This is a genomic window from Mesorhizobium kowhaii, assembly GCF_003253745.1.
GTDB lineage: Bacteria > Pseudomonadota > Alphaproteobacteria > Rhizobiales > Rhizobiaceae > Mesorhizobium > Mesorhizobium kowhaii.
In genome coordinates, this window is the sequence record NZ_MZXV01000051.1 from 329,353 (window position 1) to 351,763 (window position 22,411).

Sequence of the window (22,411 nt, forward strand, 5' to 3'; positions counted from 1 at the left end):
ACTATAGATTGCACGCGGCATTTCCGGCGCCCTTGGGGGGCGCTGGGCGACGCCGTGGGCAACAAGCATAGAACGATCGGATCTTCGCCATGCAGCTTCGCAGCTTCATTTTCCTGGGACTTTGCGCCGCACTCGGCATGAGTTCCCCGGCTTTCGCCGGCATGCCGGCAAATATGGCCGCACATCAGTCGGCTGACCAGACCAATGCCATCAACGTCGCCGTCAAGAGTGATGCGGCGCAGTTGAAGCTTCTCAAAAAGAAGAAAACCCCGACACCGGACGACCTCGCCCAGATCAAGAAGATCGAAGCCAAGATCGTTGCCGACAAGGAAGCCGCCAAGGCCAAGGCGCTCGAAGCCAGGAAGCTGGCGATGCGCGAAGCGGCGAAGGCCAAGGCCGATGCGGAACGGCAGGCGTTCCTCGCCAAGCGGGGCAAGAGCGCGCCGGCGACCGAAGTGGCCGACGCCAAGCCTGCCAAGACTGTCAAGATCATCGAGCCGATTGTACCGATCGAGCCGATCCAGTCGGCTGAGCCGGTCCCGGCCGAAGCAATGAATGTCGCTTTGACCGGCAACAACGGTGAGCTGCGCAGCGAGGTCATTGGCCAGAAGCAGCCGAGCGGCGGTCTGTTCGCCGGCCTCTTCGGCGGCACCATCTCTTCTTCTTCGATTTCATATCTCCCCGAGACGCGGGCTCTTGACCAGGCTCTCGCCAAGAAGGAAGCCAAGAAGCAGTTCAAGGTGAAGCCGGAGTTCGTGCCTCAGGACGTGGAATTCACCGGCTACGATGCCGGCACCATCGTCATCGACACCAGCGCCCGCCGCCTCTATCTCGTCGAATCGTCCTCAACCGCTCGCCGTTACGCCATTGCGGTCGGCCGCGAGGGCCTGCAGTTCAAGGGCACGGTTGCGGTCGGCGACAAGCAGGAATGGCCGCGCTGGATCCCGACGCTGGACATGCAGAAGCGCGAGCCGAAGCACTATGGCCAATACAAGGACGGCATGCCTGGCGGCGGTCAGAACCCGCTCGGCGCCCGCGCCATCTATCTCTATGACGGCAAGAAGGATACGCATCTGCGCATCCACGGCACAATCGCGCCGCAATCGATCGGAACCAGCGCCTCCAACGGCTGCTTCCGGATGATCAACGAGCACGTCATGGACCTTTACAGCCGCGTCAGGGTAGGCACCAAGGTCGTTATCATCTGACGCCTGCGTCCATCATGCCGAAAGGGCCGGCCTTGCCGGCCCTTTTGTTTTGACTTGCCCCCCAGGGGTATCGCGCCTTCTTGGGAAAAAACCTTCGCGGTGGTTTTTTCTCTGGCGGAATCAATCCGGCCGCGTTAAGCGATGACTCCCATGGCGCGATATGTATTCATCACAGGCGGCGTGGTTTCCTCACTTGGAAAAGGCATAGCTGCAGCGGCCCTTGGGGCTCTCTTGCAGGCGCGAGGCTATCGCGCACGCATCAAAAAACTCGATCCCTACCTCAATGTCGATCCGGGCACGATGTCGCCGTACCAGCATGGCGAGGTTTTCGTCACCGATGACGGTGCGGAGACCGATCTTGATCTTGGCCACTACGAGCGATTTACAGGCCGCTCGGCCAACCAACAGGACAACATCACCACCGGCCGCATCTACAAGAACATCATCGAGCGCGAGCGGCGCGGCGACTATCTTGGCGCCACCGTGCAGGTCATCCCGCACGTTACCGACGAGATCAAGAATTTCGTCCTCAACGGCAATGACGACTATGATTTCGTGCTGTGTGAGATCGGCGGCACGGTCGGCGATATCGAGGCGATGCCGTTCCTCGAGGCGATCCGTCAGCTTGGCAATGACCTGCCGCGCAACAACGCTGTCTACGTGCATCTGACGCTGATGCCCTACATCCCGACGGCGGGTGAGCTGAAGACCAAGCCGACCCAGCATTCGGTCAAGGAACTGCGCGGCATCGGCATCGCGCCGGACATCCTGCTGGTTCGCGCCGACCGCGCCATTCCCAAGGAAGAGCGCAGAAAACTGTCACTGTTCTGCAATGTCAGGGAAAGCGCGGTCATCCAGGCGCTCGACGTGCCGCATATCTACGACGTGCCGATGGCCTATCACAAGGAAGGGCTTGATTCGGAAGTGCTGGCCGCTTTCGGCATCGATCCGGCGCCGAAGCCGCGCATGGAGCCCTGGCAGGCGGTATCCAACCGCATCCACAATCCTGAAGGCGAGGTGACCATCGCCGTGGTCGGCAAATATACCGGCCTCAAGGATGCCTACAAATCGTTGATCGAGGCGCTTTCGCATGGCGGCCTGGCCAACCATGTCAAGGTCAAACTCGACTGGATCGAATCGGAGATCTTCGAAAAGGAAGATCCGACGCCCTGGCTGGAAAAGGTGCATGGCATCCTGGTTCCCGGCGGCTTTGGCGAGCGCGGCTCCGAAGGCAAGATCCTGGCGGCGAAGTTCGCGCGTGAGCGAAAGGTGCCATATTTCGGCATCTGCTTCGGCATGCAGATGGCCTGCATCGAGGCGGCACGGTCGCTGGCCGGCGTCGAGCACGCCTCATCGACCGAATTCGGCCCAACCGATGAACCGGTCGTCGGGCTGATGACCGAATGGCTGAAAGGCAACATGCTGGAGAAGCGCCGGGAAACCGGCGATCTCGGCGGCACGATGCGGCTCGGCGCCTATCAGGCCGATCTCGCCAAGGGTTCCAAGATCGCCGAGATCTATGGCGATACGCAGATTTCCGAGCGTCATCGCCACCGCTACGAGGTCAATGTCGATTACAAGGAGCGGCTCGAGGATTGCGGCCTGGTGTTTGCCGGCATGTCACCGGATGGCGTGCTGCCGGAAACGGTCGAGTACCCCGACCATCCCTGGTTCATCGGCGTGCAGTATCATCCGGAACTGAAAAGCCGGCCGCTGGACCCGCATCCGCTGTTTGCCAGCTTCATCGAGGCGGCGGTGGAACAGAGCCGGCTGGTGTAACGACCACTGGCTGGCCGGGCGATGCAGACCTATGTCGCGCTCCTCTACAGCATCATCCTGGGCGAGGGACGGCGGGTCGTCATGGCCGACCTCAAGGCGATGGCGGAAGACCTCGGCTTGACGAATGTTCGCACCTTGGTGGCGACCGGCAATCTGGTCTTCGAGACAGAAGAGACCTCCATCGCGGCGCTTGAAAGGCGGCTGGAGGCGGCGTTCGAAAAAGCCTTCGGCAAGCATGTCGACATCATCGTGCGCGGTGCCGAGGATTGGCTGTCGCTTGCCGCTGGCAATCCGTTCCCGGGCGAGTCCGCCGAAGCCGGCGACCAGGTGGCAGTGCGCGTGATGCGCAAGCCCGCGCCCGTGGATGCTGTAGCGGCGCTCCAAGCCTATGCCGCAGCGCATGAGAAGGTGCTGTCGGTCGGCGGCGACATCTGGGTTGTCTTTTCGCGTGAGAGGCCTAGTTCGCGGCTACTTGCGGCAACCAGCCACAAGCGTTTGGGCATCGGCACGTCGCGCAACTGGAACACGGTGCGCAGACTGGCCGAGATGGTCGGCGGGTAGGGTCTGGGGCGGCATTGCGCCGCCCGCAGGGGAACCGACAAGCAATCCATTTGCCGGCTTTGGCCTTAAGATATTCAATGAGAACCGCAACTATCGATCGGACGCGATGGTGGGCCGGTTTGCATTCGTCGGTCGAGTGATTCGAATTTCCGCGTATCGCGACTATTCAAAATTCCGCTTCTTTGCACGGAACCAACCTGCGGATGGCGCGTTTCATTGGGTTCGACCGTGCGGTGGTCGACCGGGAGGAAACGATGGATTATCTGCATTTCTTTTCGCCCGTGCGGATTTCGCGCGGGCAGGGATATCCTGCTGAAGAAATCGATAGTGTTGCCGAGGCCATGGTGTTCTTGCGGAAATGGCCGACGGGACGGCGCGGTCCGGTCTATCAGTGCGCGCTGAATTGCTGCTCGGCCGCCTTGTCGGGCCAGATGTCGGCCGAGGAAGCAAGAAAAGCGTTCACAGGCTTTGCCCGCATCACGCGCCTTCTCGATGACGACATGGCATTGCCCCTAGGCGGCGAAGGCGAAGCCAAGGTGTATGCGCTGAGGCGGTAACGCCTGTTCTCTTGGCGGTCTTGCAAGGTCTCGCGCCGTGGCGGCGCGGGGTTTTGTTTGTGCTGCGCTCTGGAATGACGCGCATCGAAGGTTCGCCGGCTCAAACCCTTCTCAAGTGACGGAATATCGGTCGATCACCCACAGCCAGCTGCCATCGCCTTGCCGCCGGGCAACCTCGCTGGTCACGTCACCGTCGGGAAGCCGGGTCGATGTGAGGGCGAGATCGCCGCAAAAGAGCGCCGGCCGCTGCTCGCCCATGGCAAACTTTCGTCCTGACGCGACGATCTCGACATAGTAGCTGCGAATGGCCTCCTTGCCGCGCAGCAAATTTCCGCCGCCACAATCGATCACCGCATCGGGTTCGAACAGGGCCATCATGCCGTCGACATCGCCCGCATGCTGCCGCCAAACCAGCAGGGGCTCCAGTTGCTGGGGATCGTAGACAGGCTTTCTCCCGGCTGTGTCGTCCATGCCTGGCCTCCACTTGTCATCCAGTCGAAATCTTATCGCAAACTGTTCGGCACCGTCCGTGACAGGTCGAGGAATTTTCTGGATCAGCGATGCGATCGGGCTCAGTGGTTGAGGGCGTGCCAATCGTGGGGCGAGACGCCCGCCTTGAAGCGAGAACGGTCGCTCGCCGAGCTTTTTGCAAGAAGCGGCGCACGGCAGGGTCTGCTTCCAGCCCGATCGCTTGTTCATAGGCTTCGTCCGCCGCGACCATGTTCCCCATTCGCGCATGAAGCTCGGCACGCACGGCCCAATAGGGTTGAAACTCGATAAGCCGGCTGCCGGGGTCCGGCATTGGCAGCGCCGCCAGCCCTGCGGCCGGGCCGCGCGTCCGCGCCACGGCGATCGCACGATTGATTGCCGCGACCGGCGAGCCGGTAATTGCGCAAAGGCCATCGTAAAGACGCTCAATCGCCACCCAATCAGTCGTGCCTGTACGGCGTCGCGCGACGTGGGCCGATTGGATCGCCCCTTCCAATTGATAGCGGTCGAAGGCGTCAAACCCACTGGCGCGATTAAGCAAGACCTCGGCTTCGTCGATCATCCCTGCATTCCATAGCGTAGGATATTGATCGGCCAGCGGCACGAATTCGCCCTCCGGACCGCGCCGGGCTGCAAGCCGCGCATGTGAGTAGAGCATCAGCGCCAGCAGACCGAGTGCTTCGGCCTCCTCCGGCAACAGCGCGACGATCAGCCAGCCGAGCCAGATCGCCTCCTCGGCGAGATCGCGCAGGCCCGCATCGGCACCGGAGACCACCTCCAGCACTGCGCCCAGCCGTTGGCGCATGTCAGCCTTGTCGGGCACGCCCAAGGGAACCTTGGCGCGTCTAATCTTGTTCTTGGTCCTGGCCAGCCGTTGGCCCATTGCCGCCGGTGAGACCAGGAAGGCTGAATCTGCGGCATCGAAAGCTCGAGCGTTCGGCGCTATAGCGGACTAAGGCTCTGCAAATAAATCCACGGCCCTCCCGGGCTGATCGAGCTTCCAGATACGGGCTATGCAGCGGCGCATCTCGTCAACGGTGGCGCCGCCTCGAAATTCGGCAAGGCGTATAGCCTTGGCTTCCAATTCCTGTTTCGCAAGCGTGTTGCCGGGGTCGCCCTTGGGCTCGTCGACGCGGGCGTCGAGTTTGCGGCCATCAACGGCAGTGACGCTGATCTTGCCGACCCATTGCTTGGGATAAAGGGTGTCGACCTCGGCGTCGAGTTCCATACGCACCTTCGCGCGGAAACGGGCGACGCGGGTGTCGGTAAGTGCGTGGCGTTCGAACGCGTCGAGGTCGGCGATGTCGTGGACAGCGATCAGCCCCAAAACCGTTCCCATGGAAAACTTCGCCTGGTGGACGGTTTGAGGGACATCCACCGCGCCCAAGACATCGATGGCTCCCTGGTGGACATGAGCCACCGCGTCCGCAATATCGTCCGGGCCGAGCCCTTCGCGGCGCATGAGAAGCTGCAGCGCGTCGGCGGCCGGATGAGTGTGCCGGCAGGAGGCATGCCATTTGAAGGACGTCTCCTCGGTTACCCAACGGTTACCAAGGCCGTCCGTCAGGCGGGCCGGATCGGCGTCGCTGGACATGCCGGCCGCCATGCCCTTTTTCCCTTCGAGGATTTTGGCAGCACCTTTGAAGCCATCGCGTGCCAAAAAGGCAGCGAACAGGCCGTTGGCGGCGGCTCGCGCCGTATGAAGCTGCTTGGAATCGGCGGCGTCACGCAGGAATTCCCAGAGCCCCGCCGCCTGCGTGCCGGCGGAGCCGAGTGCATGGCTGAGGCCGGCTGCGTCCAGCCCGATCAGCTTGCCGACAGCCGCGGCCGCGGCCACTGCCCCAGCCGTGCCCGTTGTGTGGAAGATCTCGTAGTGCGAGCGCCCCAGGAACTCACCGACGCGGATGCCTACCTCATAGCCGGCGATGCAGGCAGTCAACATCTCCCGCCGGGTCTTCTTCTCGGCCTCGGCAACCGCCAGGACGGCTGGAAAGATCACTGCCGCCGGGTGAAAGACCGAGCCGTTGTGAACGTCGTCCTGCTCCACGACATGGGAGGCTGCGGCATTGACCATCGCCGCGAAGTAGGGGCTTGTGCGCCGCCTCGTCGGGATGATGATGCTTGGGCCGTCCGCCGGCCCCATCGCGCGAGCAAAGCCGTCGATCATCTCGACCTGGTGCGCGCCCTTGCCGGCGAGGGCCGAGCCGAGCCAGTCGATCATCAGTCCTTTCGCGAAATGAACGACGCGCGGCGGAATTTGCTCGAAGTCGAGTTCGGCAATGAAGGCGCAAAGCCTGGCGGTTGGCCCATCGGCGGTGTCCAGGCTCATCTGCTGTTCCTCCTCTGCACGCGCCCTCTAGACCAAGGCGGCCCGGCGCAGGATCCGCCTTGCCCGCTCGATGACCGGCCGATCCACCATCTCGCCATTCACCTGGACAGCTTCGCCGGACGAGGCTGCGTCGACGATGTCGCGTGCCCAGGTGATTTGGTTCTCGCTCGGGCGAAAGGCAATGCGAATCGGCTCGATCTGCCTCGGATGGATCGCCATCTTGCCGCCGAAGCCCATCTTCATGGCGTGGCGTGCGTCATCCTCGGTGATTTCAGGACTGCTCAGGTCGGTCGTTACGCCGTCGATCGGCGCGGCACGGCCAGTCGCGCGCGAGCGCCAGACGATTTCGTTGCGAGCCGCAAGCAGGGTCAGTCGATCATGTGCGCAACCGAGATCGAGCGAGAAGTCAACCGAGCCGAAGGCGACGGCAACGACGCAAGGGGTAGCCAATATGTCCGGCAGGTTGGCCAGGCCGACGGCACTCTCGACCAGCGCGATGACGCAAACACCGCGTGCCAGATAGCTGGTCATATTGGCGATGTCTTCTGGACGCTCGGCCTTGGGCAGCATGACAGAGACGCCGTCGAGGCGGCGCACGGCGTCGATATCCGTGTCGTGCCAAGGTGTGCCGGCGGCGTTGATGCGGACCACGACCGAAGATTTCAGCGTGGCTGCATAAGCAACAACCGCTTCCCGGGCGTGGTCCTTGTCGCCTGGGGCGACGGCATCCTCGAGGTCAAGAATGACTGCGTCCGCGCCGCTGTTGTCGGCCTTGGCAAACCTCTCCGGCCGCGAGCCCGGAACGAAAAGCGGCGCGACAGGCGTGACGAAGCTCACCATTGCGCCGTGGCCTTCACTGTCACATGGCCGGCGGCCGACCGCACCTCGAGAGCCATGCCGTCATTGCCCGGGGACGTTGCGCTCAGAAGCAGGCGCTGTGGGCCGATCGCCGGATGCACGCCCCGGAATGAGAATCGACGCGGCGACTGGCCGACAATGGAGGTGGCGAAGTTCAGGAGCAGCGTCGCCTGGAGCGGCCCATGGATGACGAGCCCAGGATATCCCTCGACCGTCGTGGCATAGGGCGCATCGTAGTGGATACGATGCCCATTGAACGTCAGTGCGGAATACCGAAAGAGCAACACCGAATCCACATCGACCGCGCGCTCGTGTGATGCAGCCAAGGTTGGACTTGCCGGTAGGGCAGGGCTTGCCGCAGCAGCCTCGGCTGGACGATAGACAATGGTCTGATCTTCCTCGATCACGGGACCGGCGTCGTTGGCAATGTCGTGCCGGACCGTGACGAAGGTGAGCGGGCCGATGCGGCCCTGCTTCTCCTCGATAGCGGTCAATTTCGAGCGGCGGCGGATGCCGTCGCCTGAGCGGATCGGAGCCATGAAACGCACGTCGCTGGCAGCCCACATGCGGCGCGGAAGCGGCACCGGTGGCAGGAAGCCGCCTTTGGCCGGGTGCCCGTCAGGTCCGAGTTCGCGCATGTCGGCAATGTCGGGCGTCAGGCACCAGTGCAGTCCAGGCGGGGCCGCGCCGTTGGTGGTTTGCACTGCATAGTCCCCAAGCGTGGCGGCGAAGCTGGCCAGCAGGCGCGGGGTCACAATGTCCTCGACCTCGTGCGTGCGCCCAATCCATTCCTGCAGCGTGGTGCTCGTGTCCAGGCTCATCAGCGTCCTCGTCAGGCGGCGAATTCGGACCGGATTCGATCCGTATCGACGCCGAGCGCGGGGACGTTGGGGACCGTTGCGAACCCCTCCGGCCGCCCTGCCGGCACCGGCACTGCGATGCGCTTGCCGTCCGGTAGCGCCACCTCTGTCCGGCGCATCGCCTTGTGGTGCGGCAGGTCATGCATCTCGCTCACCCGACCCCACGCGATCTGCGCCTCGTTGAGACGATTTATGGCCTCTTCGCAGTCGATTGCCGCGAAGATCGGTTCGATCTCTTCATCGAGTGCCGTGCGATTGGCCACCCGCCAGGCATTGGTGGCGAAGCGTTCGTCGGCGAAGAGATCCTGTCTTTGCAACACGACGCTGCAGAAGCGCTTCCATTCACTGTTCTGCTGAATGGACACGACCAAGGCGCCATCCCTGCAGGCATAGGGTCTATAGGGGTAGATCGAAGCGTGTGCCAGGCCATATCTTTGGGTCTCGCGGCCCGCATGTTCGTAGTGCAGCAGCGGCACGGTCATCCAGTCGGCCATGCCGTCGAACATGGCGATCTCGACAATGCGACCGCGCCCGGTCTTCTCGCGCGCCAACAAGGCTTCGAGGATCGACGCGTGGGCATTCATGCCGGTGGCGATGTCGGCGGCGGAAACCCCGATCTTGCTCGGCGTGTCCGGTGTGCCGGTGACGGCGCAGATGCCGCTTTCCGCCTGCACCAGCATGTCGTAAGCGCGCATGGCCGCGTAAGGCGTGTCCTGCCCGTAACCGACGATGTTGATGGCGATCAGCCGGGGGAACTTTTTCGCGATTGCATCTGCGGAGAGGCCGAGCCTGTCGATGGCGCCTGGCGCGAGGTTCTGCACGAGAACGTCCGCGCGTGCCACCATCCGGTGCAGCAAAGCCAGGTCGTCTTTTGCCTTCAGGTCGAGCACGGCGCTCTCCTTGCCGCGGTTGAGCCAGACGAAATAGGCCGACATGCCTTCCACGGCGGAATCGTAGTGACGCGCGGTTTCGCCTTCCGGGCGCTCGATCTTCACGACGCGGGCGCCGGCGTCGGCAAGGCGGACCGTACAAAGCGGAGCGGCGACAGCCTGCTCGATGGAAACGACAAACAGGCCCTCCAATGGGCGGCCAGCATCAGACATTGCGCTGCACCCCGGAGCGGGCGAGCACACCAGGCTTCAGTCGCTCGTTCTTGCCGTAGTCCTCGGCGGTGTGGAAGAACAGCCGCGGCGTGCCGTCGATATCCTCGAGCCTCTTGCGGTAGGCCTCCAGATAGGCCTTGCGGCCATCATCGCCGACGCGGCCCGGCATGTAGGAGACAAAGGGCGGCAGCACGTCGAACCCGGAATAGCGCAACAAACCATTGTGGATCGGCCACAGCACCGTGAGGATGTCGCCATCAATGCCGTCGGGCGCATAGGTGTCGGCCGAAGTGCCCGTGGTAGCGGCCACCATCGCGAGCTTTCCCTTGAATATGCCGGTGTCGTATTTGCGGCCCGGCAGATAGGCAAAACCGCGCGCGAAGATACGGTCGGCCCAGCCCTTGAGGATTGCGGGCATTCCAAACCACCAGACGGGAAACTGGAACAGCACGAAGTCCGCCCGCTTCAGTTTTTCGATCTCGGCGCTGATGTCGGCCGAGAGCGCACCGGCCTCGTAGGCGGCGGTCTGCTCGCGCGGCAGGCTGAAGAACTCCGGATCGTTGCGCTCGCCTAATATGTCGCCCGGCCCTGCGACAGGATTGAAGCCCATCGCATAGAGGTCGCTGACGACCACATCGTGGCCTGCGCGGGTCAAGGTTTCCACAGCCAGATCCTTCATGGCGCCGTTGAAGGATTTGGGTTCCGGGTGGGCGTAGACGATGAGGACGTTCACGGCGACACCTCCTAGTAGGAACGCGGCAGCCCGAGCACGTGCTCGGAAAGGTATGACAGGATGAGGTTGGTCGAGATTGGCGCGACCTGATAAAGGCGGGTCTCGCGGAACTTGCGCTCCACGTCGTATTCCTCCGCGAAGCCAAACCCGCCATGCGTCTGGATGCAGACATTGGCAGCCTCGTTCGAAGCGTCGGCCGCCAGCATCTTGGCCATGTTCGCTTCGGCGCCGGGGTTCTTGCCGGCCTCGTAGAGGTTCAGCGCCTCGCGCACCATCAGTTCGGCCGCGCGCATGTTGGCGTAGGCTCTGGCGATCGGAAACTGGATGCCCTGGTTTTGGCCGATCGCTCGGCCAAACACATGCCGTTCCTTTGCGTAGATGCTCGCCTTTTCGATGAACCATTTCGCATCGCCGACGCATTCGGCTGCAATCAGGATACGCTCGGCGTTCATGCCTGAGAGAATGTAGCGGAATCCCTTTCCCTCTTCGCCGATCAGGTTCTCGGCGGGCACGCGCAGATCATCGAAGAAGACTTCGGTGGTGGCATGGTTCATCATGGTGCGGATCGGCCGGATGGTGAGGCCGTTGCCAACGGCTTCGCGCATGTCGACGATGAGGACGGAGAGGCCGTCGGTCTTCTTCATGCCGTCCTTGAGCGGTGTGGTCCGCGCCAGGAGCAGCATCAAATCCGAATGCTCGGCGCGGCTGGTCCAGATCTTCTGGCCCTTGACCACGAAATGATCGCCGTCGAGCCGCGCAGTGGTCTTGAGCGCGCCGGTGTCGGTACCACTGGTCGGTTCCGTGACGCCGAAGGCTTGCAGGCGCAATTCTCCCGTGGCGATCTTCGACAGATATTGCTGCTTCTGTGCTTCCGAGCCGTGGCGAAGAAGCGTGCCCATCGTGTACATCTGTGCATGGCAGGCACCGCCATTGCAGCCGGCGCGCTGGATTTCCTCCAGCACCGCGGCGGCGGCCGAAAGCGGCAGGCCCGAGCCGCCATACGCCTCCGGGATCAGGATCGAGAGCCAGCCGGCCTCGGTCAACGCTCCGACGAATTCACCGGGATAGGCCATGTCCCTGTCGAGCGCGCGCCAGTATTCTCCGGGGAAGCGGGCGCACAGCCTGGCGACGGCATCGCGAATGTCCTGATAGTGTTCCATGAGGGTGTCCGGCCTTCGTCTTGCTGCGGGCCTCACTATCGCGCCTCTACATCCTATCAGCAATGCAAGGCAGGCGTGATCAGATATAACTAAATTCAAATGCTTAAGGTGAGGGGCCGAGAAGCTGGCCCACCCAGACCGCCCGCCCCACCAGGTCCTTGGCGATGTCCTCAATCGCTTGTCCGGCAAACCGAGCCAGCCGCGAGGCAGGCCGGTCTGCCGGGTATGCAAGGATCAGGCGGCGCACGGGCACGGGATCGATCAGCGGCGCGGCGGTGAGCAGCCCGGCGGTCACGTCGGCATGGATAGGAGCGAGCGGCAGGATCGTCCAGCCATGGCCGTTGCGCACCAGGTCCTTCAGCGCGGAGTACGAGTCCGCTTCGATGCCGACATCGAGCGTGATGCCGGCATCAGTGGCGCAGCGTTCGACGATGATGCGCAGCCCATGCTTGATGCTGGGCAGCAGCAGGCGCTTGCCGGCGAGCGAGGCGAACGATACGGCACGCACGGTTGAAAACCCCGCGTCTGGAGGTCCGATCAGGAAGAGATTTTCCAGGAGCAACGGGCGCGAGCGCAACGAACGCGCCATGCGCGGGTCGTAGAGCACCGCGACGTCCACCTCGCCCCGGTGCATCCAGTCCAGCAAATAGCCGGTGTAGGCGCTGACAAGTCTGAGTTTCGCTTTGGGGTGAGCCTTGCCGAAGGCTGCAGCCAGCGGCAACGAAATAATGTCCGCAACGGTGGGTGGCAGGCCGATGGCGACTTCGCCGGTCAGCGGCGCGTTGGCGGGAGTGGCTGTGGCGCGGATCTCGTCGATCTCGGCCATCACGCGCATGGCGTGTGTCAGAACCTCCTTGCCCTGCTCGGACAGCACCATGCCGCGGCCGTGGCGCAGGAAAAGGGCAAAACCCAATTCCTCCTCCAGCATGCGCACCTGCCGGCTGAGCGCCGGCTGCGCAATGTGTAGCCGGTCGGCAGCCTTGCTGAGGCTGCCGAGTTCGGCGACGTGGATCAAGGTACGCAGCTGCGATAACTCCATGAGCTATCAAATATCATTATATCTGATCACAAGAAAGAGACGAAGATTAGATCGGATGGCCGAGGTAATCTAATGGCAATTCAGTTCTCGGAGGTCCAAGGTGACGGCGAGCCTACAAGCGAAACACCCGGAGACGGCTGCTGTTGCACCCACTCCGGCGGCGTCTGAAAAGCAGTGGCCGGATCAGGTCTACGACGTGCTGAAGGCCGCCGGCATCAGCCAGATGTCCTATGTGCCCGATGCCGGCCATACCACATTGATTCGCCTCTTCGGTGAGGATCCCGAGGTCGTCACCAATGTCCTGACGACGGAGGAGGAGGGCATCGCCATTGCCGCAGGCTCCTGGCTCGGCGGCAAGCGGAGCGTCGTGCTCATGCAATCCTCAGGCGTCGGCAACTGCATCAACATGCTGTCGCTTCCCGTACATGCGCGCTTTCCCTTGCTCGTCCTGGTGACGATGCGAGGCGAATGGGCCGAGTTCAACCCGTGGCAAGTGCCGATGGGGCAGGCGACCGAGGCTTCGCTGAAGGCGATCGGCCTCAAGGTGCTGCGCGCCGAAACCGGTCCCGACCTCGTGGAGACGGTGGCGCAAGCGGCTGTGATGGCTTTCGACGCCGACCAGCAGATCGCGGTGCTGATCGGGCAGCGGCTGCTCGGCAAGAAGAAGTGGTGAGCGACATGAATTTACCGACTATGGACCGCCGGGTTGCGGTGAAGAAGCTCCTTGATGCCCGCGACGGCGCATTGGTGGTGACCGGTCTCGGCTCGCCGAGCTATGACGTGCATGCGGCCGGTGATCGCAACGACAACTATTATCTCTGGGGCGCCATGGGGGGTGCTGCGCTGATCGGCCTCGGGCTCGCCCAGACTCAGCCCAGCAAGCGGGTCATGGTGATCACCGGAGATGGCGAACAGCTGATGGCGTTCGGTTCGCTGGCGACGATCTCGGTGGCGCGGCCCAAAAACCTCGACCTGATCGTGCTCGACAACCAGCATTTCGGCGAGACCGGCATGCAGTCCAGCCATACCGGTAAGGGCATTGGTTTCGACAAGGTCGCGGCCGCTTGCGGTTTCTCGGAAACCGCCGAATTGCGTTCGCTGGAGGAGGTCGACACGCTGTGTGAAAAGCTTCGTCGCCCGGCCGACGGTCCGCGCCTTTTCGTGCTGAAAATCACAGCCGAGAATCTGCCGCGCTCGCTGCCACCGCGCGACGCGGTCGAGGTCAAGAACCGCTTTCGCGCCCATTTGGGCTTTGCCACCTGTTGAGGGTCGATATGGCGCTGGTCAGCTTCCAGAACACGGTCGGCGGTCGGCTCCAAGCGACCGCCGATACATTCGAGAGCCATGATCCCTTTACCGGCAGGCCGTGGGCGCTGATCCCGCGCGGTGGAGAGGCCGAGGTGGACGCTGCTGTGGCGTCCGCCAAAGCGGCCTTCCGGTCGAAGGAATGGGCTGGCATCACGCCCACCGCTCGCGGCAAGCTGCTTGTGCGGCTGGCTGACCTGATCGCCGACAACGCGGAGCGCATTGCCGCCATCGAGACGCGCGACAACGGCAAGCTGATCACCGAAATGACGGCGCAGCTGCGCTATATCCCGGAATGGTTCCGCTATTTCGGCGGTCTTGCCGACAAGATCGAAGGCGCGGTGCTGCCGATCGACAAGGCGGGCATGTTCGCCTTCACCCGCCACGAGCCGCTGGGTGTCATTGCGGCAATCGTGCCTTGGAACTCGCCGCTTCTGCTTCTGACATGGAAGCTCGCGCCACTGCTGGCAGCAGGCAATACCGTCGTCATCAAACCGTCGGAACACGCCTCGGCCTCGACACTGGAGTTCGTGAAACTGTTCGCGCAGGCGGGGTTTCCTCCGGGCGTGGTCAACACCGTAACGGGCATGCCGCTGGATGTAGGCGTGCCGCTCGTTTCCCATCCCGACGTGGCCAAGATCGCCTTCACCGGCGGTGAGCCCGGCGGGATCGCCGTTTACCGTGCGGCTGCTGAACAGCTCAAGACCGTCACGCTGGAGCTGGGCGGCAAATCGGCCAACATCGTCTTCGACGATGCCAATATCGAGAGCGCGGTCAACGGCGCGATATCAGGCATTTTCGCGGCCAGCGGCCAGACCTGTATCGCGGGGTCACGCCTGCTGGTGCATCGCAAGATACATGACCGGTTCGTGGAGGACGTCATAACGCTGGCGGCCAGCGCTCGATTGGGCAATCCCGCGCTGGCCGAGACTCAGGTCGGGCCGATTACCACGCAAGCCCAACGCGAGAAGGTGCTCTCGTATCTCGGCATTGCGCGCCGCGAGGGTGCGCTATGCGTGCTGGGTGGCGGAAAGCCGGCGTCTGGCGAATTGGCTGACGGCTGGTTCGTCGAGCCGACCATCTTCACGGGCGTGAACAACACCATGCGAATCGCGCGTGAAGAGGTGTTCGGGCCGATCCTGTCCGTCATTCCGTTCGACGACGAGGACGAGGCCTTCGCCATTGCCAATGACAGCCCCTACGGATTGGCGGCGGGGATATGGACCAGCGACATGGGCCGGGCGCTGCGCGGTGCGGCCGCGATGGAAGCGGGGATGGTCTGGATCAATTCATACCGCGCCGTCTCCTATATGGCGCCCTTCGGTGGCTACAAGAGGAGCGGTATCGGTCGCGAGAGCGGACAGGAGGCGATCAATTCCTATCTGCAGACCAAAACGGTGTGGATAGACACGGCTGGCAAGACCGCCAATCCCTTCGTGATCCGCTAGGGTAGGCTTCGGTGGGAGAATTATCCTTATCCGTGGCCAAGCTCGGCCCACCGCTCCCTGAGACTGTGGCCGACTTACAATGATCGAGGGATTGGATATGAGACAGGCAGGCAAGGTGGCCGTCATCACAGGAGCGGCACGTGGTATCGGGCGCGCTTGCGCGGAACGCCTTCTGGCCGAAGGTGCGATTGTCGTGCTCGGCGATATCAATGCTGCGGAGCTGAAGAAATGTGCCGCTGAAATAGGCTCGACCGATAGCGTCCTAGCCGTCGTCACGGATGTCAGCAAGAAGGACCAGGTCGATGCCCTGGTCGCGGCGGCGGTCGCCAGGTTTGGCCGCATCGACATCATGGTCAACAATGCCGGCATCGCTCCGGTTCAGGACTTTCTCGACATCAGCGAGGCGGACTACGACAGGGTGCTCGCGGTCAACCTGAAGGGCGCGTTCATGGGCACTCAGGCTGCCGCCCGTCAGATGATCGCGCAGGGCCGAGGCGGCGTCATCATAAACATGTCGTCGATCAATTCGGGCCTCGCCAACCCGCGCGTCGCCACCTACGCGATCTCCAAGGGCGGTATGAACCAGGTCACCAGCACCGCGGCCGTCGCCTTCGCTCCCCACGGCATCCGTGTGGTCGGCGTCGGCCCGGGCACCATCGCGACGGATATGGTCATGGACGGGACATTCATCGATTCGGAAGAGATGCGACGGGCGGTTCTTTCGCGCACACCGCTCGGGCGCCTCGGAACCGCAGCCGAAATCGCCTCCGTTGTGGCGTTCCTGGCCAGCGAGGACGCGTCCTACATCACCGGCGAGACAATCTACCCCGACGGGGGGCGCCGAGTGCTGAACTATACAGTCCCGATCAAGGAGTGAGGACATGGGTAATTTCGACAAACTGCATCACATCTGCATCGTCGTGCACGATATCGACAAGGCGCAGGCCTACTATGACTCCATCGGCATCGGGCCGTGGGAGGCCTATCCACCGCTGGCCGAATACGAAGAACTCCAGGTCCCCAGCCCCGAGGGTTTCAGGGTGATGCAATACAGGATTTGCAACATGCCGAACGTTCAGCTGCAACTTTGCCAGCCGAGCGGCGATCCTTCACCACAGCGGATTCATCTCGATACCAAGGGTGAGGGCGTCTTCCATATCGGCTTTGAAGTCCGCGATGCGGACGCCGCCGAAGCCAAGGCGCAAACCGACGGGCTTTCCGTGCTGATGCGCGGGCGCCGGGAAAATCGCACCGGCTTCACCTACTACGACACGGCCGACAAAGCAGGCGTCATCCTGCTGACCAGGGCAACCAATCTGCCCGGCAAATGATCCGCGCGACGGATTGGGGAGGTCGACGAGGATCGAGTGCGGGACGACTGGTCCGTCAGCTGCCCCGCAATTCCTGAAGCCGGTCGACCAGGAATTTGCCGCTGGTGATGATATGCATTTCCAAAAGGCCAACGGCGCGCAGTGTATCCTTGGCTTCGCACAGGTCTATGAGCTGCCAGTGGTCGCGGTCGGACTGTGCCTGGATCTCGGTGAGCGTTACCATCATGCGTGTGTACCGTTCCAACTGCTGGTAGATGCGCCCCACCAATTCGATCGTCGCCTTGCGGCCGGACGGCGCGTAGAGCGTGGCGTGGAAGTTCCAGTTCAGCTGGTTCGAGTACTCACCGGTCTTGCCCTGTTCCTGGTGCTGCTCCGCTCGTTCCCGGGCAAGCGCGAGGTCGGCGTCCGTCATTCTTGGAATGGCCAAGGCAAGCAGCCATGTTTCGATCCGGGCCCGCAATTCGTAGAGCTCAAGAATCTCGTCCAGGGAAATGGAGGTGACGACAGCTCCTTTGTGGGAAACCAGCGTGACGAAGCCTTCCGAGTGAAGCTGATGTAGCGCCTCCCGTACGGGAATTCGGCTGACCCCGAACTCGGTGGCCAGATGCTCCTGCCGCAACTGGAGATTGGCCGCGTATTCGCCCATCAGGATTTTCTGCCTGATGGCATCGGCGACCTGGGTCGAGATGGTTTTCTTTTGTACGAGCATGAATCAGCCTGGGGGCGGCCGCCTAGTCTTTTGAATGGCGCCGTTTTGATTGAAGAAGTGGACGCATAGCACCGTTGTCACTGCGATGCCATGCCGCCCGTTTCGCGTCAGTAGACATGTTCTTCGATGGGCTGGTTGGCGGCGATCCGTTCGTAGCGGAAGGCCGACAGGTCGATAGAGCGATACTCGCCGTAGGCGATGAGGTCACTGACGCCTGAGCCGGTGGCCGCCGCATGCATCATGCCGTGGCCGCTGAAGCCGGTGGCCAGCACAAGGTTCGAGACCTCGGGATGTCGACCGATGATGCCGCTGTGGTCGAACGTATTGTACTCGTAGAGCCCTGCCCAGGCGCGCAGCATCCGCAATTGTTCGAACCCAGGCACACGATGGGCCAACGCTGGCCAGATCAACTCGTCGAACAGTTCGTAGTCCACATCCAGGCCAAAGTCGTCTGGCTCGTTCTCGCGGACCGGCGGAACACCGCACAGGAAGAGCTGACCTTCCGGCCGCAGCCAGAGGCCGCTTGTGTCGAAGATGAAGGGGCAGTTCTCGATCTTTGCCGGCGTTTCGAAGACGAAGACGCATCGCTTGCTTGGGACGACCGGCAGGTCGGCGCCGGCCATCCTGGCAATGCCCGCGCTCCATGGTCCGGCCGCGTTGATCACCGTGCCGGCGGCAAGCCGGTCGCCATTGTCCAGCACCACTTCACCTACCTTGCTGGAAGACGCCATGGTCAGTCCGGTCACGGTCGCGGCAAGATAGTCGACGCCCTGCGTGCGCGCCTTGCGGCGGAATGCCTGCATCAGGCCAGGGCCGTCGAACCAGCCTTCGCTGCCAAGGCCGAGTGAGCCGAGGGCGAGATCGTCCGTGTTAAGCCACGGGAAGCGCCGCGCCAGATCGACCTGCTCGATCAGTTCCGCGTCGACTCCCATGCCGCGCTGAACGCGGTTCTTGGCACGTTGCGCGTCGGCCCGCTCAGGCGTCGCCAGCACGAGATACCCGGGCTCATGCAGTCCGATGTCGGCCAACTCGTCGCCAATGGCAAGCCGAGTCTTTACCTGACGCAGGAAGTCGATGCTGAACCGCGACATGGCGATGTTCGGCGCTGTACCGAACTGCTGGCGAATGGCGCTGGTCGACAAGGAGGACGAGGACGCCGTGTAGTAGGGATCCCGCTCGATCACCGCGATCTTGCCACCGAAATCCGGATTGGCAGACAGGAAGTAGGCGATCGAGCTGCCGACGACGCCTCCGCCGACGATTACCACATCATAGTTTGTGCCCATTCCGGTCGTGTTCCCTATCTCGAATGTCATACGTGGCGGCAGGAGATTGGATACTTTTCTCACCGGCGCCGCCTCTCCGACAAGACATAGCCCGGTCTTTGACGCAGAAAAAGGGGTTTGACGTCGAAAAGAGAATACATTATCCAATTTGTATCGAACACCATCTGCCCGGCGGGCCGGGGCAGTCATGCCGAGGATTGTTCCGTGGGCCTCATCGCTCCCCGTCTCGACGTCATCAAGCCAAGCCCCAGCATGGCGGTCACCGCCCGGGCCATTGAAATGCGCTCGGCCGGCATCGACGTCGTCAGCCTGAGTGCGGGCGAGCCGGATTTTCCGACGCCCCCGCACATCGTCGAGGCGGCCTACGAGGCCATGCGCAGGGGTGAGACGCGCTATACGGCGGTGGACGGTACGGCCGCGCTCAAAAAGTCGGTGGCCGGGAAATTCAGGCGCGAGAACGGCCTCGACTACAAGCCCTCGCAAATCTCTGTCGCGGGCGGTGCGAAGCAAATCATCTACAATGCCTTGCTGGCAACGCTCGCCCCGGGTGACGAGGTGGTTGTTCCCGCACCGTATTGGGTTTCCTACACCGACATCGTCCTGCTCGGTGAAGGCAAGCCCGTGGTCGTCCCCTGTACAGAGACGGATGGCTTCAAGCTGAAACCGCAAGCCCTGCGGGAAGCCATCACCGGGCGCACAAAATGGCTGCTCCTCAATACGCCATCCAATCCGACCGGCGCCGTCTACAGTCGTGACGAACTCGCCGGGCTGGCCGCGGTGTTGCTCGATCACCCGCATGTCCACATTCTGACCGACGACATCTACGAGCACATTCTGTTCGACGGGCGCACCTTCCATACCATCGCCGCTGTCGAGCCACGGCTGAAGGACCGTACGCTGACGGTCAACGGCGTATCGAAGGCCTACGCCATGACCGGCTGGAGGATCGGCTATGCCGGCGGGCCGGAAGCGCTGATCCGCGCTATGGCCACCGTGCAGAGCCAAAGCACGTCGAACCCGTCATCCATCTCGCAGGCCGCGACCATAGCCGCACTGGAAGGTCCCCAGGACTTTCTTCGCCCGCGGGCGCTCGAATTCCAGGCACGGCGTGATCGAGCGCTGGAGCTGCTGCGGGCAATCCCTGGCCTCGCCTGCCAGACGCCGGAGGGCGCCTTCTACCTCTATCCCAATTGCTCGGCCTTGATCGGCCGTCGCCGCCCGGACGGCACTCTTATCGGCAGCGACGACGAGCTCTCGCTCTACCTGCTCGACCAGGCGCGGGTCGCGGTGGTGCAGGGCTCGGCTTACGGCTTGTCGCCGCATTTCCGCATTTCCATAGCCACGTCGATGGACCTGATCGAAAAAGCGATCGGGCGCATCGCCGAGGCCGTGGAAGCGTTGCGGTAGTGCCGGCGATGGATCTCGACTTCGTCCAGAGACTGATCGAATTTGTCTCGCGTTCGCCCATTGGTGAACTGGAAGTCGAGCGCGATCGGGTTCGCATCCGCATTTCCAGGCAGGCGAAGCCGGCGCAATCTGCATCGCCGCAGCCAGGGCCAGCACTAGGCACCGCCGTTTCCTCAAATCCGGCTCCGACGGCTCCATCCATCGCGCGGCATTCAATCCGCGCGCCGCTGACCGGCGTGTTCTACCGTTCCGGCAACGAAGGCGAACCGCCGCTCGCTTCGGTCGGCGATGTGGTCGAGGAAGGGCAGAAGGTCGGCGTCCTGGAAGCCATGAAGACGTTCAATGTCGTGGAATCCGATCGCGCCGGAAGGATCGTGCAGATCGCTTTCGATGACCATGCCGCCGTGCAGTCCGGCGACGTGCTGTTCGTTCTGGAAGATTTGGGGTAAGGGCGATGTTCGATACCGTCCTTATCGCCAACCGCGGTGAAATTGCACTACGCATCCTGCGCGCCTGCCGCGATCTCGGTTTGAAGACGGTGGCGGCCCATTCGGAAGCCGATGCGAGCCTTCGCCATGTCGCATTGGCGAACAGGGCGATCTGCATCGGACCGGCAGCCTCGACGGAGAGCTATCTCAACATCGCGGAAATCGTCACCGCCGCGCAACTCACCGGCGCGGGCGCCATCCATCCGGGCTACGGCTTCCTCTCGGAAAACGCAGCCTTTGCCGAGGCTGTCGAAAATGCCGGCCTTGCCTTCATCGGGCCGTCAGCGGCGGCGATCCACACCATGGGCGACAAGGTCTCCGCCAAGCGTACGATGATCGCTGCCGGCGTTCCCTGCGTTTCGGGCTCGGAGGGTGCGCTGCCGCAGGACGGGCAAGCGGTGCGCGCCATTGCCGAGGCTATTGGCTATCCGGTCATCGTGAAGGCGGCGGGCGGCGGCGGCGGGCGCGGCATGCGGATCGTGCGCGAAGAGCGCGCACTGATGGAGGCCGTGTCGCTGGCGCGAGAGGAAGCCGGCCGGGCCTTCGGCAACGCGCAAGTCTATCTGGAGAAATTCCTCGAGCACCCGCGCCATATCGAGATCCAGATTCTGGCGGACAAGCACGGTACAGCGGTCTGGCTCGGCGAGCGTGATTGCTCCATGCAACGCCGCCATCAGAAAATCATCGAGGAAGCTCCGGCGCCCGACATCGCCCGCGAGGCGATCGCCGAGATCGGCGACCTCTGCGCCCACGCATGCCTGACCATCGGCTATACCGGTGCGGGCACCTTCGAATTCCTCTACGAGGACGGGCACTTTTATTTCATCGAGATGAACACCCGAGTGCAGGTGGAGCATCCCGTCACCGAACTTGTCACCGGCATCGACATTGTGCGGGAACAGATCCGCATCGCACGGGGCGAGCCCCTGTCGTTCAGCCAAGAAGACATCCGCATTCAGGGCCACGCTGTCGAATGCCGCATCAACGCTGAAGATCCTTACAGCTTCCGGCCACACCCAGGCCGGGTCGAGCGCTGGACGCCGCCCGGCGGTCCCGGAATCCGCGTCGAATCGCATCTCTACTCCGGCTACACGGTGCCGCCGCATTACGATTCGCTGGTGGCCAAGCTGCTGGCGCATGGCGCGACGCGAGCCGAGGCGATCCGGCGCATGAGCGGGGCGCTGGGCGAGATGGACGCTGTCGGCATCGCCACCAACGCGCCGCTGCACAGCATCCTGATGGAGGAGCGCGGCTTCGCCGCCGGAGGCTTCGATATCCATCATCTCGACCGTCTCATTAAAGGCGGTCTGCTCGAGGGACGAGGCGGCGATGACGGTTGAGGAAATCGAAAGGCTGGCCGCCTGGTGCGCAAGCGCGGGCATTGGCGAGATCGAACTGGCGGAGGCCGGGTTTTCGCTGCGCCTGCTTATGCAATCCGTTGTTGCCGAAACACCCGTGGCTGTGGCCGAAGCGCCGGTGGCAGAAATGGTCTTCAAGGGCGTGCGCGCGCCTGGCGTCGGCGTGTTCCGTCTCAATCATCCAACGACCGGCCACCCGGTTGCCGAACCTGGCCAGACAGTTCGCAAGGGCGAGACCGTCGGCGTCCTGCAGGTTGGCCCATGCCTGAAAGCAGTCGTGGCGCCAGCAGATGGCGTGTTCGGCACGGCGCTGGTCGAGGACGGAGCGGTCGTCGGTTACGGCACGCCGCTCTACGAATTGGCATGAAGGCACAGGCGATCGTTCGAACCATTGAGGAAAGCG

The 22,411-nt window shown here is 62.9% G+C and carries 24 protein-coding genes; 13 read left to right on the forward strand and 11 right to left on the reverse strand.

The features are described 5' to 3' along the window. Positions 1 to 89 precede the first annotated feature (89 nt). From B5V02_RS24110 to B5V02_RS24125, 4 genes are all read left to right on the forward strand, one after another. Positions 90 to 1,208 carry a L,D-transpeptidase gene (locus tag B5V02_RS24110; RefSeq protein WP_111546552.1) on the forward strand — a complete coding sequence of 373 codons (1,119 nt, stop codon included), beginning with the start codon at positions 90 to 92 and terminating at the stop codon, positions 1,206 to 1,208. Positions 1,209 to 1,349: 141 nt separating this feature from the next. Further along, positions 1,350 to 2,987, forward strand: coding sequence for a CTP synthase (locus B5V02_RS24115; RefSeq protein WP_111546553.1), 1,638 nt, complete (start codon positions 1,350 to 1,352; stop codon positions 2,985 to 2,987). Positions 2,988 to 3,008: 21 nt separating this feature from the next. Then, positions 3,009 to 3,548 carry a DUF1697 domain-containing protein gene (locus B5V02_RS24120; protein WP_111546554.1) on the forward strand — a complete coding sequence of 180 codons (540 nt, stop codon included), beginning with the start codon at positions 3,009 to 3,011 and terminating at the stop codon, positions 3,546 to 3,548. A gap of 254 nt (positions 3,549 to 3,802) precedes the next feature. Beyond that, a complete protein-coding gene (locus B5V02_RS24125; protein ID WP_111546681.1) occupies positions 3,803 to 4,105 on the forward strand; it encodes a DUF982 domain-containing protein in 303 nt (100 codons plus the stop codon). Positions 4,106 to 4,216: 111 nt separating this feature from the next. Here the strand turns inward: B5V02_RS24125 and B5V02_RS24130 are convergent, their stop codons facing one another. The 9 genes from B5V02_RS24130 to B5V02_RS24170 all read right to left on the reverse strand — a co-directional run bounded on the left by B5V02_RS24130 (position 4,217) and on the right by B5V02_RS24170 (position 12,676). Next, positions 4,217 to 4,576 carry a YybH family protein gene (locus B5V02_RS24130; RefSeq protein ID WP_111546555.1) on the reverse strand — a complete coding sequence of 120 codons (360 nt, stop codon included), beginning with the start codon at positions 4,574 to 4,576 and terminating at the stop codon, positions 4,217 to 4,219. 16 nt (positions 4,577 to 4,592) lie between these two features. Continuing rightward, positions 4,593 to 5,477 (reverse strand): RNA polymerase sigma factor, encoded by an 885-nt coding sequence (locus B5V02_RS24135; protein ID WP_208647130.1) that lies wholly within the window; start codon positions 5,475 to 5,477, stop codon positions 4,593 to 4,595. A gap of 69 nt (positions 5,478 to 5,546) precedes the next feature. Next, a complete protein-coding gene (locus B5V02_RS24140; protein ID WP_111546556.1) occupies positions 5,547 to 6,923 on the reverse strand; it encodes an MmgE/PrpD family protein in 1,377 nt (458 codons plus the stop codon). A 27-nt stretch (positions 6,924 to 6,950) separates the two neighbouring features. After that, a complete protein-coding gene (locus B5V02_RS24145) occupies positions 6,951 to 7,763 on the reverse strand; it encodes an HpcH/HpaI aldolase/citrate lyase family protein (protein WP_111546557.1) in 813 nt (270 codons plus the stop codon). Then, on the reverse strand, positions 7,757 to 8,602 hold the full coding sequence (locus B5V02_RS24150) for an HTD2 family dehydratase (RefSeq protein ID WP_111546558.1): 846 nt from the start codon (positions 8,600 to 8,602) through the stop codon (positions 7,757 to 7,759). The genes B5V02_RS24145 and B5V02_RS24150 overlap by 7 nt, the downstream gene beginning before the upstream one ends. An 11-nt stretch (positions 8,603 to 8,613) precedes the next feature. Continuing rightward, on the reverse strand, positions 8,614 to 9,744 hold the full coding sequence (locus B5V02_RS24155; RefSeq protein WP_111546559.1) for a CaiB/BaiF CoA transferase family protein: 1,131 nt from the start codon (positions 9,742 to 9,744) through the stop codon (positions 8,614 to 8,616). After that, positions 9,737 to 10,477 (reverse strand): NAD(P)H-dependent oxidoreductase, encoded by a 741-nt coding sequence (locus B5V02_RS24160; protein WP_111546560.1) that lies wholly within the window; start codon positions 10,475 to 10,477, stop codon positions 9,737 to 9,739. Before B5V02_RS24160 ends, B5V02_RS24155 begins: the two co-directional genes overlap by 8 nt. 11 nt (positions 10,478 to 10,488) lie before the next feature. Then, entirely contained in the window at positions 10,489 to 11,637 is a 1,149-nt protein-coding gene (locus B5V02_RS24165; protein WP_111546561.1) for an acyl-CoA dehydrogenase family protein, read from the reverse strand. A gap of 103 nt (positions 11,638 to 11,740) precedes the next feature. Then, positions 11,741 to 12,676, reverse strand: coding sequence for a LysR family transcriptional regulator (locus B5V02_RS24170; RefSeq protein WP_111546562.1), 936 nt, complete (start codon positions 12,674 to 12,676; stop codon positions 11,741 to 11,743). A 100-nt stretch (positions 12,677 to 12,776) separates the two neighbouring features. Here B5V02_RS24170 and B5V02_RS24175 point away from each other — a divergent pair, with 100 nt between their 5' ends. The 5 genes from B5V02_RS24175 (at position 12,777) to B5V02_RS24195 (ending at position 16,760) form a co-directional block, all read left to right on the forward strand. Beyond that, on the forward strand, positions 12,777 to 13,349 hold the full coding sequence (locus B5V02_RS24175; protein WP_111546563.1) for a thiamine pyrophosphate-binding protein: 573 nt from the start codon (positions 12,777 to 12,779) through the stop codon (positions 13,347 to 13,349). Between the two features lie 5 nt (positions 13,350 to 13,354). Continuing rightward, positions 13,355 to 13,942 (forward strand): thiamine pyrophosphate-dependent enzyme, encoded by a 588-nt coding sequence (locus B5V02_RS24180; RefSeq protein ID WP_111546682.1) that lies wholly within the window; start codon positions 13,355 to 13,357, stop codon positions 13,940 to 13,942. A gap of 8 nt (positions 13,943 to 13,950) precedes the next feature. After that, a complete protein-coding gene (locus B5V02_RS24185) occupies positions 13,951 to 15,429 on the forward strand; it encodes an aldehyde dehydrogenase (protein ID WP_111546564.1) in 1,479 nt (492 codons plus the stop codon). 97 nt (positions 15,430 to 15,526) lie between these two features. Further along, positions 15,527 to 16,306, forward strand: coding sequence for an SDR family NAD(P)-dependent oxidoreductase (locus tag B5V02_RS24190; RefSeq protein WP_111546565.1), 780 nt, complete (start codon positions 15,527 to 15,529; stop codon positions 16,304 to 16,306). A gap of 4 nt (positions 16,307 to 16,310) precedes the next feature. Next, complete coding sequence (locus B5V02_RS24195) at positions 16,311 to 16,760, forward strand: VOC family protein (protein WP_111546566.1); 450 nt, start codon at positions 16,311 to 16,313, stop codon at positions 16,758 to 16,760. A gap of 55 nt (positions 16,761 to 16,815) precedes the next feature. Here the strand turns inward: B5V02_RS24195 and B5V02_RS24200 are convergent, their stop codons facing one another. Both B5V02_RS24200 and B5V02_RS24205 read right to left on the reverse strand, forming a co-directional pair. Beyond that, positions 16,816 to 17,469, reverse strand: coding sequence for a GntR family transcriptional regulator (locus B5V02_RS24200; RefSeq protein ID WP_111546567.1), 654 nt, complete (start codon positions 17,467 to 17,469; stop codon positions 16,816 to 16,818). Between the two features lie 107 nt (positions 17,470 to 17,576). Then, positions 17,577 to 18,755 carry an NAD(P)/FAD-dependent oxidoreductase gene (locus B5V02_RS24205; RefSeq protein WP_111546568.1) on the reverse strand — a complete coding sequence of 393 codons (1,179 nt, stop codon included), beginning with the start codon at positions 18,753 to 18,755 and terminating at the stop codon, positions 17,577 to 17,579. Positions 18,756 to 18,959: 204 nt separating this feature from the next. On the opposite strand from B5V02_RS24205, the gene B5V02_RS24210 reads away from it, so the two are divergent. Genes B5V02_RS24210 through B5V02_RS24225 form a run of 4 tightly spaced genes read left to right on the forward strand, consistent with a single transcriptional unit; the run spans position 18,960 to position 22,375 of the window. Beyond that, a complete protein-coding gene (locus tag B5V02_RS24210; RefSeq protein ID WP_111546569.1) occupies positions 18,960 to 20,162 on the forward strand; it encodes a pyridoxal phosphate-dependent aminotransferase in 1,203 nt (400 codons plus the stop codon). 8 nt (positions 20,163 to 20,170) lie between these two features. Further along, the gene (locus B5V02_RS24215) at positions 20,171 to 20,611 is read left to right on the forward strand and encodes an acetyl-CoA carboxylase biotin carboxyl carrier protein (RefSeq protein WP_111546570.1); all 441 of its coding nucleotides are present in this window, start codon (positions 20,171 to 20,173) and stop codon (positions 20,609 to 20,611) included. 5 nt (positions 20,612 to 20,616) lie between these two features. Continuing rightward, a complete protein-coding gene (gene accC, locus B5V02_RS24220; protein ID WP_111546571.1) occupies positions 20,617 to 21,990 on the forward strand; it encodes an acetyl-CoA carboxylase biotin carboxylase subunit in 1,374 nt (457 codons plus the stop codon). Then, positions 21,980 to 22,375 carry a biotin/lipoyl-containing protein gene (locus B5V02_RS24225; RefSeq protein WP_111546572.1) on the forward strand — a complete coding sequence of 132 codons (396 nt, stop codon included), beginning with the start codon at positions 21,980 to 21,982 and terminating at the stop codon, positions 22,373 to 22,375. Before accC ends, B5V02_RS24225 begins: the two co-directional genes overlap by 11 nt. Positions 22,376 to 22,411 lie beyond the last annotated feature (36 nt).

What these genes read in the sequence shown, in the direction of transcription:
- B5V02_RS24225 (WP_111546572.1), top strand. Translation starts at nt 21,980, where the DNA reads ATGACGGTTGAGGAAATCGAAAGGCTGGCCGCCTGGTGCGCAAGCGCG.
- B5V02_RS24165 (WP_111546561.1), bottom strand. Translation starts at nt 11,637, where the DNA reads ATGGAACACTATCAGGACATTCGCGATGCCGTCGCCAGGCTGTGCGCC.
- B5V02_RS24130 (WP_111546555.1), bottom strand. Translation starts at nt 4,576, where the DNA reads ATGGACGACACAGCCGGGAGAAAGCCTGTCTACGATCCCCAGCAACTG.
- B5V02_RS24185 (WP_111546564.1), top strand. Translation starts at nt 13,951, where the DNA reads ATGGCGCTGGTCAGCTTCCAGAACACGGTCGGCGGTCGGCTCCAAGCG.
- B5V02_RS24115 (WP_111546553.1), top strand. Translation starts at nt 1,350, where the DNA reads ATGACTCCCATGGCGCGATATGTATTCATCACAGGCGGCGTGGTTTCC.
- B5V02_RS24215 (WP_111546570.1), top strand. Translation starts at nt 20,171, where the DNA reads ATGGATCTCGACTTCGTCCAGAGACTGATCGAATTTGTCTCGCGTTCG.
- B5V02_RS24195 (WP_111546566.1), top strand. Translation starts at nt 16,311, where the DNA reads ATGGGTAATTTCGACAAACTGCATCACATCTGCATCGTCGTGCACGAT.
- B5V02_RS24120 (WP_111546554.1), top strand. Translation starts at nt 3,009, where the DNA reads ATGCAGACCTATGTCGCGCTCCTCTACAGCATCATCCTGGGCGAGGGA.
- B5V02_RS24150 (WP_111546558.1), bottom strand. Translation starts at nt 8,602, where the DNA reads ATGAGCCTGGACACGAGCACCACGCTGCAGGAATGGATTGGGCGCACG.
- B5V02_RS24170 (WP_111546562.1), bottom strand. Translation starts at nt 12,676, where the DNA reads ATGGAGTTATCGCAGCTGCGTACCTTGATCCACGTCGCCGAACTCGGC.
- B5V02_RS24125 (WP_111546681.1), top strand. Translation starts at nt 3,803, where the DNA reads ATGGATTATCTGCATTTCTTTTCGCCCGTGCGGATTTCGCGCGGGCAG.
- B5V02_RS24155 (WP_111546559.1), bottom strand. Translation starts at nt 9,744, where the DNA reads ATGTCTGATGCTGGCCGCCCATTGGAGGGCCTGTTTGTCGTTTCCATC.
- B5V02_RS24140 (WP_111546556.1), bottom strand. Translation starts at nt 6,923, where the DNA reads ATGAGCCTGGACACCGCCGATGGGCCAACCGCCAGGCTTTGCGCCTTC.
- B5V02_RS24190 (WP_111546565.1), top strand. Translation starts at nt 15,527, where the DNA reads ATGAGACAGGCAGGCAAGGTGGCCGTCATCACAGGAGCGGCACGTGGT.
- B5V02_RS24135 (WP_208647130.1), bottom strand. Translation starts at nt 5,477, where the DNA reads ATGGGCCAACGGCTGGCCAGGACCAAGAACAAGATTAGACGCGCCAAG.
- B5V02_RS24110 (WP_111546552.1), top strand. Translation starts at nt 90, where the DNA reads ATGCAGCTTCGCAGCTTCATTTTCCTGGGACTTTGCGCCGCACTCGGC.
- B5V02_RS24145 (WP_111546557.1), bottom strand. Translation starts at nt 7,763, where the DNA reads ATGGTGAGCTTCGTCACGCCTGTCGCGCCGCTTTTCGTTCCGGGCTCG.
- accC (WP_111546571.1), top strand. Translation starts at nt 20,617, where the DNA reads ATGTTCGATACCGTCCTTATCGCCAACCGCGGTGAAATTGCACTACGC.
- B5V02_RS24180 (WP_111546682.1), top strand. Translation starts at nt 13,355, where the DNA reads ATGAATTTACCGACTATGGACCGCCGGGTTGCGGTGAAGAAGCTCCTT.
- B5V02_RS24205 (WP_111546568.1), bottom strand. Translation starts at nt 18,755, where the DNA reads ATGGGCACAAACTATGATGTGGTAATCGTCGGCGGAGGCGTCGTCGGC.
- B5V02_RS24200 (WP_111546567.1), bottom strand. Translation starts at nt 17,469, where the DNA reads ATGCTCGTACAAAAGAAAACCATCTCGACCCAGGTCGCCGATGCCATC.